Consider the following 12,638-nt stretch of genomic DNA (forward strand, 5'->3'; position numbering starts at 1 on the left):
ATGCTTGGATCATGAACTTCTGCCGGCGCACTCCCGCCGGTTCAGCAGCCCACAAAATGGAACATCCATTCCGGAAATATTCCATTTCGGAATTGACGTTTCATTCGCGCGAGGGATACAACGGCCGCTGAAAGCTGTCCAGTCAGACTATGCGGGGGAGATCATGGCGGAGCCAAAGCTCGATGTCATCACCATCGGGCGCTCATCGGTCGATCTTTACGGCCAACAGATCGGCTCGCGTCTCGAGGATATCGGCTCGTTCGCCAAATCGGTCGGCGGCTGCCCCGCCAACATCGCCGTCGGCACTGCCCGGCTGGGGCTGAAATCGGCGCTGGTCACCCGCGTCGGTGGCGAGCAGATGGGCGGCTTCATCAAGGAGCAGCTGGCCCGTGAAGGCGTCGACATCACCGGCATCGCTACCGACGACAAGCGCCTGACTGCGCTGGTGCTGCTGGCCGTGGAGGCCGAAGGTGTCTCCCCGATGATCTTCGTGCGCACCGATTGCGCCGACATGGCGCTCGACGAAGCGGATATCGACGAGGCCTTCATCCAGTCGGCCAGTGCCATCGTGGTGACCGGCACGCATTTCTCCACCCCCAATGCGGAAGCCGCGCAGCTAAAGGCGATCCGCATCGCCAAGGCGGCGGGTCGCAAGGTGGTGTTCGACATCGACTACAGGCCCAACCTGTGGGGCCTCGCCGGCCATGCCGCGGGCTTCGAGCGCTATGTGAAATCGGACTACGTCTCGGCCAAGATGCGGCCGGTCCTCGCTGATTGCGACCTGATCGTCGGCACCGAGGAAGAGGTGCTGGTGGCAGCGGGCGAGAGCGACCTGCTGCAGGCCCTCAAGACCATCCGCACTGTCACCAATGCCACCGTGGTGCTGAAGCGCGGCGCCAAGGGCTGCATCGTCTACGATGGCCCGATCGGCGACGACCTTGAGCACGGCATCGTCGGCCAGGGTTTCCCTATCGAAGTCTACAATGTGCTCGGTGCCGGCGACGCCTTCATGAGCGGCTTCCTGCGTGGCTGGCTGAAGGGCGAGAGCCATGCAACCAGCGCCACCTGGGCCAATGCCTGCGGCGCCTTCGCGGTATCCCGCCTGCTCTGCGCGCCGGAGTATCCGAGCTGGACCGAGCTCGAGTATTTCCTGAAGCACGGCAGCAAGGAAAAGGCGCTGCGCAAGGACGAAGCGCTGAACCACCTGCACTGGGCGACGACCCGCCGGCAGGCCTGGCCCAAGCTCACCGCCTTCGCCATCGATCACCGCAAGCAGATCGAGGATATCGCTGGCACCCGCACCGACCGCATCCCCGCCTTCAAGGTGCTGGCGGTCAAGGCGGCTGCAGCGGTGGCCAAAGGCCGTCCCGGCTTCGGCATGCTGCTCGATGACAAATATGGCCGCGACGCACTGTTCGAAGCGCCGAAGAACTTCTGGATCGCCCGGCCGATCGAGCTGCCCGGCAGCCGCCCGCTGCGCTTCGAGTTCTCGCAGGACCTCGGCAGTCGGCTGACCGAGTGGCCAGTCGATCATTGCATCAAGGTGCTGTGCTTCTATCATCCGGACGACCCGGCGGCGCTGAAGGCCGAGCAGATCGAAAAGCTGCGCTCCGCCTATGAGGCCGCGCGAAAAGTCGGCCGCGACATCCTGATCGAGATCATTGCGAGCAAAGCCGGTTCGGTGGACTCGAAGACCACTGCGCGGGCGCTGGCGGAGCTCTACGACGCCGGCTTGAAGCCGGACTGGTGGAAGCTCGAGTCGCAACCGGACGCCACAGCCTGGGAAGCAGTGGACACGGTGATCGAAACGCGCGATCCACTCTGCCGCGGCGTCGTGCTGCTCGGGCTCGAGGCGCCGCAGGACGAGCTGGCGCAGGGGTTCGCCATCGCGCGCGGCTCGCGCACGGTGCGCGGCTTTGCCGTCGGTCGTACTCTCTTTGCCGAGGCGGCCAAGGCGTGGTTTGCTGGCACGATGACCGACGCCGAAGCGGTCGCGGACATGACTGCGCGCTTCAAGGCGCTGGTGGGGATTTGGGAGGCTCAATGATGGCCGATAAGACAGTACGCCTCACCATGGCGCAGGCTGTGGCGCGTTTCATGACGCGGCAGATGACCGTGATCGACGGCAAGAAAGTGCCGATCTTCGGCGGCGTGTTCGCCATTTTCGGCCACGGCAATGTCGCGGGTTTCGGCGAGGCGCTGTACCAGGTCCGCGACGAGCTGCCGACCTACCGGGCTCACAACGAGCAGGGCATGGCGCACGCCGCCATCGCCTTCGCCAAGGCCAGCTTCCGCCGGCGCTTCATGGCGGCGACCTCGTCGATCGGGCCGGGCGCCACCAACATGGTGACAGCCGCCGCGCTGGCGCATGTGAACCGGCTGCCGGTGCTGCTGCTGCCTGGCGACGTGTTCGCCAACCGCGCGCCCGATCCGGTGCTGCAGCAGGTGGAGGACTGGGGCGACGGCACGGTGAGCGCCAATGACGTGTTCCGCCCGGTCAGCCGCTATTTCGACCGCATCACCCGGCCCGAGCAGATCATCCCGGCGCTGAACCGCGCCATGCAGGTGCTGACCGACCCGGCCGAATGCGGCCCGGTGACGCTGAGCCTCTGCCAGGACGTGCAGGCCGAAGCGTTCGACTATCCCGAGAGCTTCTTTGCCGAGCGAGTGCGGACGCCGCGCCGGCCGGAGCCGGATCGCAACGAACTCGAGCAGGCCGTGACGGCGCTGAAGGCCGCGAAGAAGCCGGTGATCATCGCTGGCGGCGGCGTGCTGTATTCGGAGGCGGCTGGGGCGCTGAAGGCTTTCGCCGAGGCGCACGGCATCCCGGTGATGGAAACCAATTCCGGTAAATCGTCGTTGCCGCACGACCATCCGCTCAACATGGGATCGGTCGGCGTGACCGGCTCGTCGGCCTCGAACCTGCTGGCCGAACAGGCCGATGTCGTGCTCGCAGTCGGCTCGCGACTGCAGGATTTCACCACCGGCTCGTGGGCGCTGTTCAAGGCCGAGGGCGTGCAGATCGTCGGGCTCAACGCGCAGCCGTTCGACGCGGGAAAACACCGGGCGCTACCGCTTGTTGCCGACGCGAAGGCTGGGCTGGCGGCGCTGGAAGCGAAGCTCGGTGGCTGGAAATCGCCGGATGCCTGGGTCTCCACCGCCAAGGAGGCCAAGACCAAATGGCTGACCGCCGCAAAGGCCGTCACCGATCCGACCAACGCGCTACCGTCGGACGCGCAGGTGATCGGTGCTGTGCACCGGGCCCGCGGTTCGGGCGCGACGCTGGTCTGCGCCTCAGGCGGGCTGCCGGGAGAACTGCACAAGCTGTGGCCAGCCGGCGCGCCGGGCACCTACCACATGGAATACGGCTACTCGACCATGGGCTACGAGATCGCCGGCGGGCTGGGCGTGAAGCTGGCGAAGCCGCATGACGACGTGATCGTGATGCTCGGCGACGGCAGCTACATGATGATGAACTCCGAGATCGCCACCTCGGTGATGCTGGGCAAGAAGCTGACCATCGTGGTGCTCGACAACCGCGGCTTCGGCTGTATCAACCGGCTGCAGATGGCCACCGGTGGGGCGAACTTCAACAACCTGCTGAAGGACACCTTCCACGAGACGCTGCCCGAGATCGACTTCGCCGCGCACGCGGCCTCGATGGGGGCCTGGGTGCGGAAGGCTGCGTCAATTGCGGAGCTGGAAAGCGCACTCGCGGACGCCGAGAAGGTGGAGCGCACCACCGTGCTGGTGATCGACACCGACCCGCTGATCACCACCGATGCCGGTGGGCATTGGTGGGACGTGGCGGTGCCGGAAGTGAGCGTGCGGCCGCAGGTGAACGCGGCACGCAAGGAATATGAGGAAGCGCTGAAGGGTCAGCGGCACTAATCGGAGCATATGACGTGAAGGCCAAACTCGGCATGTCCCCCATTGCGTGGTGGAACGACGATCTGGTGGAGCTCAGCGATGACGTGTCGCTGGAGGAATGCCTGCGCCAGTCGCGCTCGGCCGGGTTTACCGGCATGGAGAAGGGCCGCCGCTTTCCCGATGATCCGGACGTCATGCTGCCGATCCTCCGCGCCGCCGACGTGACGCTCTGCGGTGGCTGGTTCTCGGGCACGCTGGTCAACGAGGACATTGCCGCCAACCAGGCGCGCATCGCCCCGATGATCGAGCTGTTCAAGGCGGTGGACGCGCCCTGCATCGTCTACGGCGAAGTCGGCCGCTCGATCCAGGGCGACCGGAGCAAGCCGCTGGCAACGAAGCCGAAGCTCTCGGACGACGAGATGCGGGCCTATGCCAAGAAGGTGACGCAGTTCGGCGAATGGTGCGCCGAGCAGGGCATGCCGCTGGCCTACCACCACCACATGGCGGCGGTGGTGGAGACTGAGCCGGAGCTCGATGCCTTCATGCAGAACTCCGGCCCCGGCATCCCGCTGCTGCTCGATGCGGGCCACCTGGCTTTTGCCGGCGGCGACGTGCTGCGGGCCATCGACAACCACCATGCGCGGATCAGCCACGTGCACGTGAAGGACATTCGCCAGGCCGTGGTCGATGGGCTCGATCGCACCAGGCAGAGTTTCCTCGATGCGGTGGCGCTCGGCGCCTTCACCGTGCCGGGCGACGGTTCGCTGGATTTCGCCGCGATCGTCCAGAAGCTCGCCGACTATGGCTACGAGGGCTGGTTCGTCGTCGAGGCTGAACAGGACCCCAAGAAGAACCCGCCGCTCCGGATGGCGCAGGTGGGCCACAAGGAGCTGATGCGGGTGATGACGCTGGCCGGCTACACCGTCGAGACGCAGGGTTTTCCCAATCGCTGAATGCGGGCGTTTCGCACGGTCGCCTGATCGACTAGTTTGACGTCTTTCAGGAGGATCGGCGTGACGGACGACAACAACGAAGGAAAGAAACCCGGGCTCTTCACCCTGCCCTGGTTCAAGCCGCTCTACCGGCGGGTGATCCTGATTGCGATCATCGCGGTTTGGTGCGGCTGGGAGTGGCTCTACAACCACGACCAGTTCTGGGGCCTGATCACGCTGGCGGCGCTGGCCTACGGGGTCTGGACCTTCTTCATCAACTTCGAGAACGAGCTCAAGAAGATCGATGGCAAACCTAAAAGCTAGGCCCACTGCCGAACAGGGCCACGTCCACCACATCACGCCTGAGAATGCCGGCTGGACCTATGTCGGGTTTGACCTGCACAAGCTGCCCAATGCCGGCGACATCGCGCGGGGCGGCGGCGACGACCGCGAGGTCTGCATCGTGCTGATCTCGGGCCGGGCCAACGTGAACATCGACGGGCAGGACTTCCTCGTCGGCGGCCGCATGAGCCCGTTCGAAGGCCCGGGCTATTCGGTCTATGCGCCGGCCGGCGCGAACTGGCGCATCGAGGCACTGACGCCGCTCGAGGTTGCGGTCTGCTCGGCCCCCGGCGTCCGCGGTGCGCGACCGCCGCGGGTGATCGGGCCTGATGATGTCGAACAACTGACCCGCGGCAAGGGCACCAATACCCGCTACCCCACCAACATCCTGCCCGAGACGGCAGCGGCGGATTCGCTGCTGGTAGTCGAGGTGATCACTCCCGGCGGCCACACCTCGAGCTATCCGCCACACCGGCATGACGAAGACGACCTGCCGCGGCAGAGCTTCCTCGAAGAGACCTACTACCACCGCTTCTCGAAGCCGCAGGGGTTTGGCTTCCAGCGCGTCTACACGGACGACCGGTCGCTGGATGAAACGATGCTGATCGAGGACGGCGACGTGGTGATGGTGCCCAAGGGCTATCACCCGGTGGCGGCGGTGGCGGGGTACGACATCTATTACCTCAACGTCATGGCCGGGCCGACGCGGACGTGGAAGTTCTACAACGCGCCGGAGCATGAGTGGATGTTGGCGTAACCCTACGCCCGCCTCCCCCTTGACCCGCCGCGCCCCTGCGTGCATCGCTCCGCGACTTTGTTTCCGGAGCGCCTAACATGTCGTCCAATTTCGTTCTCACCCTCTCCTGTGCCGATCGGCCGGGGATTGTTGCTGCGGTGACCACGGAACTGGCGGGCCTCGGTTGCAACATCGCGGAGTCCAACCAGTTCTGGGACAAGGAGACCGGCCAGTTCTTCATGCGGCTGGCCTTCACCACGCCGGCTGGTGTCGATCGCGATGCGCTGGAGCGCGGGCTGAAGCCGGCGGTGGAGCGCTTCGGCATGCGCACCACGCTGGTGGACGAGGCGAAGAAGAAGAAGATCCTGGTGATGGTCAGTAAGTTCGACCACACCCTGCTGCACCTGCTCTACCAGATCCGGGTTGGCTGGCTTGATGCCGAGGTGGTGGCGATCGTTTCCAACCACGAGGATAGCCGCAAGACCGCCGACTACGAGGGCATCCCCTATCACGTGCTGCCGGTCGGCAAGAACAACAAGGCCGAGCAGGAGGAGCAGGTGATCGCCCTGTTCAAGGAGACCGGCGCGGACCTCGTGGTGTTGGCCCGCTATATGCAGATCCTGTCGGACAAGTTCGCGACCCGGCTCTACGGCCAGATCATCAACATCCACCACTCGTTCCTGCCCAGCTTCAAGGGCGCCAAGCCCTATCACCAGGCGCACGAGCGCGGTGTGAAGATCATCGGCGCCACGGCGCATTACGTGACCCCGGAGCTCGACGAAGGCCCGATCATCGAGCAGGAAACGGCGCGCGTGACCCACGCGCTAAGCCCCGACGACCTGGTGGCCGCGGGGCGCGATATCGAAAGCCGGGTGCTGGCCCGGGCGGTGAAGCTTCACCTCGAGAACCGGGTGATGCTGAACGGCAAGAAGACGGTGGTGTTTGGCTGAGGCAGCAGGCGCCGCCCCAGCCGGACCGGGCGGCGGCGCTTAAGCCGCCTGCGAGAATGCCGCCTTGTTGGCCGCCAGCCAGTCCTCGAACGACTGCGGCTTGCCACCGATCAGGTTCTCCACGTCCCCGGTCACGTCGCCCAGGCGGCCCTTGGCGATATTGACGTCCGCCGATGCGAGGACCGCGGCCACCGGCGCCGGCACGCCGTGCCCCACCATGCCCTGCTCCACCTGCTCCGCGGTGACCGGCACCACCTCGATGGTCTTGCCGAAGGCGCCGCCGATCAGGACAGCCAGTTCGGCCGTCGTATAGGCCTTGGAGCCGCCCAGCGTCAGTGCGCGCTTGCCGTCACCGCCATTGGCGAGTGCGGCTGCCGCCGCGTGGGCGAGGTCGCCGCGGGCGACATAGGCGATGCGGCCGTCGCCGTTCGCTGTGAACCACTGGCCCGACGCGAGCAGCCCCGGGATGGTGTGGTTGAGGTTCTCGAAATACCAGTTGTTGCGCAGCGCCGTCCAACCCGGGAGGCTGCTGGCCGCCAGCACATCCTCAGTTTTGGCATGGTCGTGCACGATCGCCAGCTCGGGCTCTACCGGGTTGGGGATCGAGGTGTAGAGCACGTGCTGGACCCCCGCCGCAACTGCCGCGTCGATTGCCGCCTTATGCTCGGTAACGCGGTTTCCGAACGTCCCCGTGCTGATCAGCAGCAGGCGATCCGCTCCGGCGAAAGCCGCCGGCAGTGTCTCGGGCCTGGCAAAGTCTGCCGCGCGGACAGCAACGCCGCGCGCTGCGATATCAGCGAGCTTCGCCGGATCACGGGTGGTGGCGATGATGCGACCGGGCGCGACCTGCAGAGTGTCGAGCAGGTGATCGAGCACCAGGCGGCCGAGATTGCCGTTGGCGCCAGTGACGAGGAGTTTGGGAGAAGAGGTAGTCATGATCGGGTCTCCAATGGGCACAACCGACAGCTGCCTGCCCTCGCTGGAAGCGAGGACGGGACTCTTTCGATCGCGAAAGCGGGGAACCGGAGGGCATTCGAACAGCCCCCTGGCTTGTCTCTTTTTGAGACTACGTATACAATAGGAACTACCCTGAACCGCACAAGACGGCAGTTTTGCCGCCCCTGGTTACCTCGAAGGAACCACCTGATGCCTGGCCTCTCTCCTACCGATCTTGCCCCGCACTTCGAAAAGATGAAGGGAGACTTCCCGGATCCTTCGCAATGCCCGGTGCGCAACGTGCTCGACCAGCTGGCTGACAAGTGGAGCGTGCTGATCGTCACCCAGCTAGCCGAACGGCCCTATCGGTTCGGCGAGCTGAAGCGGGCCATCGGCGACATTTCGCAGCGCATGCTGACCCAGACGCTGCGCGACCTGCAGGCCGATGGGCTGATCGAGCGCGAGGTGTTTCCGACCACGCCTCCGAGCGTCGAGTATCGGCTCTCCCCCATGGGCAGGAGCTTCCTGGTGCCGCTGAGCGCGCTGGTGGATTGGGCGTTCACGCATCACCCGGCGATCCGGGAAGCCCGGGCGGAGTTCGCCAAGGCGGCGTGAGTGCCGCAGCCAACTGACTGAAGCAGACGGCCCCCTCCCATCCTCCCCCATGACGTGGGAGGCCGGGAGGCGGCCGTCTCTATCTGTTGTCCTTGCCCTGTTCCGCCAAATCCACCACAAGCGTGGCGTGTCCGCCCCCTCGATCTTTTCCGACCGCCGCGTCGTCGTCGCCATAGCGCTGCTGTGCTGCCTGCTGTGGGGCAGCGCCGTGCCCGCGGTGAAGATCGGCTACACGCTGCTCGGCATCGTGCCCGCCGACACCCCGTCGCTGCTGCTCTTCGCGGGACTTCGTTTCAGCCTCGCCGGGTTGCTGCTGCTGGCCTACACGGCCGCCAGCAGGAAGCCGCTGCTGCCATCGCCGCGGCGACTGAGCGAGCTGGCGCTGCTGGGTCTGATCCTGACGGCCGCGCAATACCTGTTCTACTATGTCGGCCTCGCCCACACGACCGGCACCAAGGTCTCGATCATCACCTCGACCAGCACCTTCTTTTCGGTGCTGATGGCCCACTGGCTCTACAAGAACGACAAGCTGACCGGCCGGCGGATCCTCGGCTGCCTTGTCGGTTTTGCCGGTGTCGTCACGGTGAACCTCTCGGCCGCTGGGTTCGACTTGCACCTGACGCTGCTCGGCGAGGGTTTCATCATCATAGCGGCGCTGATGTTCTCGCTGGGCGCGATCTACGGCAAGCGCCTCAGCGCCGACATGGAGCCGGCGACGATGACCGGCTGGCAGCTGCTGCTCGGCGGGCTGATGCTGACCGCTGCGGGCTTTGCCGGAGGCGGCCATTTCACCGGTTTTGGCTGGCAGGCAAGCCTGCTGCTGGTCTATCTGGCGGCGCTGTCCGCTGCCGCTTTCGCCCTGTGGAGCGTCCTGATGAAGCACAACCCGGTTGGCGCCGTGGCGATCTTCAACTGCGCCATCCCGATCTTCGGCGTGCTGCTGTCGGGGCTGTTCCTCGGGGAATCGATCCTCGAGTGGAAGAACTTGGCGGCGCTGGTGCTGGTGAGCGTGGGTATCTGGCTGGTAACGGCGATCAGTCTTAGGCAGAGCAAGACCAACGCTTAGGAGTTGGGCTCGTCCTTCCCCTGAGGGTCGTCCTTTGGTCGAGACCCCTCCTTCCGTCCCGGGCCGATCCATGTGTTCCACTCCTTGTCTTCCTTGCGCAAACGGATGCCAGATTGCCATGGCATTGGCAGAAAGATCCGCATCAGGATGAACATGACGACCGCGCCGCCGACGATAATTGGCGCCCAATCGATCGACGGCGCTGCCAGGATCACCAAGACCACGGGGCAGATGGCACCGATGACAAGCAGGTCGATGCCGTTGCGCTCTTCCATCAGTGAACCGTCTCAGGCATTGGCCGCCGGGAACACCCGCCAGCGCTTCGGCCTGAACGCGATGCGCGTCCGTTCCCCCGCCGGATGGTCGAACGGCAGGTCGATTTCGACCCGCTCGGGCAGGCCGCCGATTTCGAGTTCGACCCGGCGCGTGCCGCCAACCCGGCGCGAGGCAACGACGACGCCGGCCAGCGCCGCACCCACTCCGTCCTCGACCAGTTCCACATCGTGTGGGCGGAAGAACAGCTTCGCCTCGCCCGGTGCGTCGGCCGGCGCCGGCAGGCCGATGGCGCGACCACCAACCCACAGCTCATGGTTCTCGACCGCTACGGGGATCGAGCTCGATTCGCCGATGAACGAGAAGACGAAGGGCGAGTTCGGCCGGTCGTAGACCTCGTCGGGCGTGCCGACCTGCTCAATCTTGCCCTGGCTCATCACCACCAGCCGGTCGGCCAGCTCCAGCGCCTCTTCCTGGTCGTGCGTCACGAACACCGTGGTGTGCCCCGTGCGATCGTGGATTTCGCGCAGCCACTTGCGCAGTTCCTTGCGCACCTGCGCGTCGAGCGCACCGAACGGCTCGTCGAGCAGCAGCACGCGCGGCTCGATGGCGAGCGCCCGGGCGAGCGCCACGCGCTGCCGCTGGCCGCCCGACAGCTGCTGCGGGAAGCGCTTCTCGAGCCCGCTCAACTGCACCAGGTCGAGCAGTTCCATGGCTCGACGCCGGATTTCCGCCCTGGGTGGGCGGGTCGCGCGCGGCCGCACTTTCAGCCCGAACGAGATGTTGTCGAGCACCGTCATGTTGCGGAACAGGGCGTAGGCCTGGAACACGAAGCCGACATTGCGCTGCTGCACGGTCTTCGACGATGCGTCCTCGTCGCCGAAGAAGATGCGGCCAGCGGTCGGCATCTCGAGCCCGGCGATCAGCCGCAGCAGCGTGGTCTTGCCCGAGCCGGAGGGGCCGAGCAGCGCGATCAGTTCACTCGATTTCACCTCGAGCGACACGTCGTTGAGCGCCGGGTAGTGCGAGAATTCCTTGCGGACGGTGTCGACGCGAATATCCAAACTCATGGGCCTTTCAGTGTCGGCGTGTGCCTGCGAGTTCGTCGCCGAAGCGGTACTCGAGGATGGTTTTGAACACCAGCGTCACCAGCGCCAGCATCGCCAGCAGCGAGGCGATGGCGAAGGCCGCGGTGAAATTGTACTCGTTGTAGAGGATTTCGATGTCGAGCGGCATCGTTGTCGTCTTGCCGCGGATATGGCCGGAGACGACGGACACCGCACCGAACTCGCCCATGGCGCGGGCGTTGCAGAGCAGCACGCCGTAGAGCAGGCCCCACTTGATATTGGGCAGCGTCACCCGGCGGAAAGTCTGCCAGCCGGTGGCGCCGAGCGACAGCGCCGCTTCCTCGTCGGTATTGCCCTGGTCTTGCATCAGCGGGATCAGTTCGCGGGCAATGAACGGGAAGGTGACGAAGATCGTCGCGAGCACGATGCCCGGCACCGCAAAGATGATCTCGATATTGTAGGCCTTGAGCAGCGGATGGAGCGCGCTCTGCGCCCCGAACAGCAGCACGTAGACCATGCCCGAAACCACCGGCGACACCGAGAACGGCAGGTCGATCAGCGTAGTGAGGAAGCTCTTGCCCCAGAACTCGTACTTGGCCACGCACCAGGCGGCAGCGATGCCGAACACCAGGTTGAGCGGCACGGCGATGGCCGCGACGATCAGCGTCAGCACGATCGCGGTCTGCGAGTTGCGATCCGAGAACGCCTCGAAATAGGTCTCGGCGCCTTTGCGGAACGCCTCGACGAATACCAGCACCAGCGGCAACACCAGGACGAACGCCATGAACGCCACGGCGATGCCGATCAGCGTGTAGCGCACCCATGGCCGCTCGGTCGTCGGGCGAGTGTGCTCTTCCGGTAGGATGACCCGCCGGCTGTCATAGACGACATCTGGCTCAAACATTGCCGAACCTCCGCCGAGCCCAGGCCTGGATCAGGTTGATGACCAGCAGCATGACGAAGGCGATGATCAGCATGATGCCGGCGATGACAGCGGCACCCGCCTGGTCGAATTCTTCGAGCTTGATGACGATCAGCACCGGCGCGATCTCCGAGATATTGGGGAGGTTACCGGCGATGAAGATCACCGAGCCGTATTCGCCGACGGCGCGGGCGAAGGCCAAGGCGAAGCCGGTGAGCAGCGCCGGTGTAAGGCGGGGCAGGATCACCGCAGTGATGGTTTGCCAGCGATTCGCGCCGAGCGTCGCGGCGGCCTCTTCCAGCTCCTGCTCGAACTCTTCGAGCACCGGCTGCACCGTGCGCACCACGAATGGCAGGCCGATGAAGATCAGCGCGATGACGATACCGGTGGGGGTGTAGGCGATCTTGAAGTTGAGCGAGAATTCGCTGAGCCCGAACGGCAGCCAGGTCTGGCCGTGCCACCACTGCCAGAGCGGCGACTTGTCCGAGAACAGTGAGCCGATCCAGCCCTTGGGCGCGTAGAGGGACGAGAGCGCAATGCCCGCCACTGCCGTCGGCAGGGCGAACGGCAGGTCGACGATGGCATCGAGCAGCCGGCGGCCGGGGAACTTGTAGCGCACCAGCACCCAGGCAACGATGATGCCGAACACCACGTTGACCAGCGCCGCGACCAGCGACGAGCCGAAGCTCACCTCGAGCGCCTTGAGGGTGCGCGGCGAGGTGGCGATCTTGATGATCTGCTCGAGCGGGGTGGTTGCCGCCTTGAGGAACAGCCCGGCGATCGGGATCAGGACGATCAGGCTGAGATAGAGGATGGTGTAGCCGAAGGTCAGCCCGAAACCCGGGATGACGCTGGGCTTTACAAAACTCCACCCCGCTCGCGCGGGGTGGGATGAATTTCCGGCGGCGCCGCGAGGCGCCCCTGCCACT

Annotated in this window: 13 protein-coding genes; 8 read left to right on the forward strand and 5 right to left on the reverse strand. The window is 65.4% G+C overall.

Annotated features, from left to right (window positions below):
* Positions 1 to 163 precede the first annotated feature (163 nt).
* From AC1DWU_RS01970 to purU, 6 genes are all read left to right on the forward strand, one after another.
* Positions 164 to 2,047, forward strand: a complete 1,884-nt coding sequence (locus AC1DWU_RS01970; protein ID WP_477148274.1) for a bifunctional 5-dehydro-2-deoxygluconokinase/5-dehydro-2-deoxyphosphogluconate aldolase — start codon at positions 164 to 166, stop codon at positions 2,045 to 2,047.
* Positions 2,047 to 3,891, forward strand: a complete 1,845-nt coding sequence (gene iolD / locus AC1DWU_RS01975; protein ID WP_477148275.1) for a 3D-(3,5/4)-trihydroxycyclohexane-1,2-dione acylhydrolase (decyclizing) — start codon at positions 2,047 to 2,049, stop codon at positions 3,889 to 3,891. Before AC1DWU_RS01970 ends, iolD begins: the two co-directional genes overlap by 1 nt.
* Before the next feature lie 14 nt (positions 3,892 to 3,905).
* A complete protein-coding gene (gene iolE, locus AC1DWU_RS01980; RefSeq protein WP_477148276.1) occupies positions 3,906 to 4,823 on the forward strand; it encodes a myo-inosose-2 dehydratase in 918 nt (305 codons plus the stop codon).
* Between the two features lie 60 nt (positions 4,824 to 4,883).
* Positions 4,884 to 5,126 carry a hypothetical protein gene (locus AC1DWU_RS01985; RefSeq protein ID WP_477148277.1) on the forward strand — a complete coding sequence of 81 codons (243 nt, stop codon included), beginning with the start codon at positions 4,884 to 4,886 and terminating at the stop codon, positions 5,124 to 5,126.
* The gene (iolB, locus tag AC1DWU_RS01990) at positions 5,107 to 5,901 is read left to right on the forward strand and encodes a 5-deoxy-glucuronate isomerase (RefSeq protein WP_477148278.1); all 795 of its coding nucleotides are present in this window, start codon (positions 5,107 to 5,109) and stop codon (positions 5,899 to 5,901) included. Before AC1DWU_RS01985 ends, iolB begins: the two co-directional genes overlap by 20 nt.
* 77 nt (positions 5,902 to 5,978) lie before the next feature.
* A complete protein-coding gene (purU, locus tag AC1DWU_RS01995; protein WP_477148279.1) occupies positions 5,979 to 6,830 on the forward strand; it encodes a formyltetrahydrofolate deformylase in 852 nt (283 codons plus the stop codon).
* A gap of 39 nt (positions 6,831 to 6,869) precedes the next feature.
* Here purU and AC1DWU_RS02000 read toward each other — a convergent pair whose 3' ends face one another.
* Entirely contained in the window at positions 6,870 to 7,766 is an 897-nt protein-coding gene (locus tag AC1DWU_RS02000; RefSeq protein WP_477148280.1) for an NAD(P)H-binding protein, read from the reverse strand.
* 255 nt (positions 7,767 to 8,021) lie between these two features.
* Between AC1DWU_RS02000 and AC1DWU_RS02005 the strand changes: the two genes are divergently transcribed.
* Together AC1DWU_RS02005 and AC1DWU_RS02010 are read left to right on the forward strand one after the other, a co-directional pair.
* Positions 8,022 to 8,381: a winged helix-turn-helix transcriptional regulator gene (locus AC1DWU_RS02005; RefSeq protein ID WP_477148504.1), complete on the forward strand. Its 360-nt coding sequence runs from the start codon at positions 8,022 to 8,024 to the stop codon at positions 8,379 to 8,381.
* Between the two features lie 127 nt (positions 8,382 to 8,508).
* On the forward strand, positions 8,509 to 9,447 hold the full coding sequence (locus tag AC1DWU_RS02010) for a DMT family transporter (protein ID WP_477148281.1): 939 nt from the start codon (positions 8,509 to 8,511) through the stop codon (positions 9,445 to 9,447).
* Here AC1DWU_RS02010 and AC1DWU_RS02015 read toward each other — a convergent pair.
* From AC1DWU_RS02015 to AC1DWU_RS02030, 4 genes are read right to left on the reverse strand one after another with little or no spacing between them, the layout of a single operon-like run.
* Complete coding sequence (locus AC1DWU_RS02015) at positions 9,444 to 9,722, reverse strand: hypothetical protein (RefSeq protein ID WP_477148282.1); 279 nt, start codon at positions 9,720 to 9,722, stop codon at positions 9,444 to 9,446. The genes AC1DWU_RS02010 and AC1DWU_RS02015 overlap by 4 nt on opposite strands.
* A 12-nt stretch (positions 9,723 to 9,734) precedes the next feature.
* Positions 9,735 to 10,790: a sulfate/molybdate ABC transporter ATP-binding protein gene (locus tag AC1DWU_RS02020; RefSeq protein ID WP_477148283.1), complete on the reverse strand. Its 1,056-nt coding sequence runs from the start codon at positions 10,788 to 10,790 to the stop codon at positions 9,735 to 9,737.
* A 7-nt stretch (positions 10,791 to 10,797) separates the two neighbouring features.
* Positions 10,798 to 11,691, reverse strand: coding sequence for a sulfate ABC transporter permease subunit CysW (cysW, locus tag AC1DWU_RS02025; protein ID WP_477148284.1), 894 nt, complete (start codon positions 11,689 to 11,691; stop codon positions 10,798 to 10,800).
* Positions 11,684 to 12,637, reverse strand: a complete 954-nt coding sequence (locus tag AC1DWU_RS02030) for a sulfate ABC transporter permease subunit CysT (protein ID WP_477148285.1) — start codon at positions 12,635 to 12,637, stop codon at positions 11,684 to 11,686. Before AC1DWU_RS02030 ends, cysW begins: the two co-directional genes overlap by 8 nt.
* Position 12,638: the final 1 nt, after the last annotated feature.

Source organism: Devosia sp. P2_G7, assembly GCF_056403495.1.